Origin of the sequence: Zooshikella harenae, assembly GCF_018837975.1 — a bacterium.
Classification (GTDB): domain Bacteria; phylum Pseudomonadota; class Gammaproteobacteria; order Pseudomonadales; family Zooshikellaceae; genus Zooshikella; species Zooshikella harenae.
This window is the reverse complement of the sequence record NZ_JAGSOY010000251.1, coordinates 1-1,279: the sequence shown is the minus strand read 5'-3', so window position 1 is coordinate 1,279 and position 1,279 is coordinate 1. Positions and strand designations below refer to the sequence as shown.

Below are 1,279 nucleotides of genomic sequence, written 5' to 3'. Positions count from 1 at the left end.
AGACTTTAGCGTATACTATTGCTATAGCCAAAGTTTAGTAGAATTGACTTCACTTCGAAATCATCATTAATGAATGAGTTCACATAATGAGTTCTAAAGTTATACAGTTGACCTATAGTTATTCACAATTAGCGCTTGAAGTTTTGATAAATGGTATCCCTTTCTTTTTGGAGCATGACTCTGAGTCAGGGACCTTTTCGACAAGCATAAATGATTACCTCATTAAAGGAGTAAATGAGCTTTCATTTGTATGTAGGCCTCACTGGGTAAATCGCAAGAAGGGTATTACTGATATACGTAAAGTAGACTTTGCTATTGAAGGAAATCTACAAATCGGTAATAAAGGTGCTTCTGCTGGTAAGTTGATTAGTGAATTTTCATACTCACCTACAGATGGTGAGTATGATGAAGAGCTTAATGCGATTGTCATAAAACAGTCATTTGAGGCTGATGTATATGATATTCAACCATGGTTGAATAAATTGGAAATATTTGAAGAAGAAACGGATGAAGACTTTTTAGATATTGCAAATAAAATACTGAGCATTTTTGAAACGAACTTATCTGACTTGATTGAAAGCGATGTTGATAAGTTTATGAGGTTTTTTAGTATTAACAATTTAATAACGATAGACGCAAATGGATATAATAAAGAATTCTTTCTTAAAGAATCAAGGGGTGCAGCTGAAAGTCTAGTAAAAAACAAACTTAAGAAAACTGAAATATTACCCCGCGAGCTTGTTGTGAAGAAATATTTGGATGATAAATATATAAAGCTGATAATAAAGCCTGACATGTCAGAAGATATCAATAAAAAAATAGAGTTGGACGAAGGTGAGGAGACTATACCGCTCATAAACTTAGAAGGTGGTGGTGGAACAATAAATATAAATATAGTGAAGATAAATGGAGAATATTTTCAGTTTATATAGGTTGATTTAGTATTAGAACTCTATTTTTATGATTTTTTTATAGTCTAAACGAGTTTGCATAAGAGCCTATTCTTAATGCTTCAAATATATAAAGATAGGCTAATATGTGGACTCGAAAAACTCGAAGTCATTGCTCAATCAGCAGCTAAAAGTATTAAAATAAAAAGACCTTAACCAATTTGTATCTATTTTCAATAAAGTCTATAAAAATACAGATGGTGATCTCAATTTGAAGGGGAATACCTGATTACCCGGGTAACACATGAAGGGACAAACCCACAGGAATTGGATGAAGGGGCCCTAGCCAAGGCGGACATTACATCAGCTATACCCTTCACGAATCATTT

1 protein-coding gene is annotated in these 1,279 nt (G+C 33.1%); it reads left to right on the top strand.

Going from position 1 to position 1,279, the window contains the following annotated elements; all coding sequences use genetic code 11:
- Positions 1-86 precede the first annotated feature (86 nt).
- Positions 87-932: a hypothetical protein gene (locus KCG35_RS25390; RefSeq protein ID WP_215822641.1), complete on the top strand. Its 846-nt coding sequence runs from the start codon at positions 87-89 to the stop codon at positions 930-932.
- Positions 933-1,279 lie beyond the last annotated feature (347 nt).

Coding starts and splice junctions, on each gene's coding strand:
- KCG35_RS25390 (WP_215822641.1), top strand. CDS start 87: ATGAGTTCTAAAGTTATACAGTTGACCTATAGTTATTCACAATTAGCG.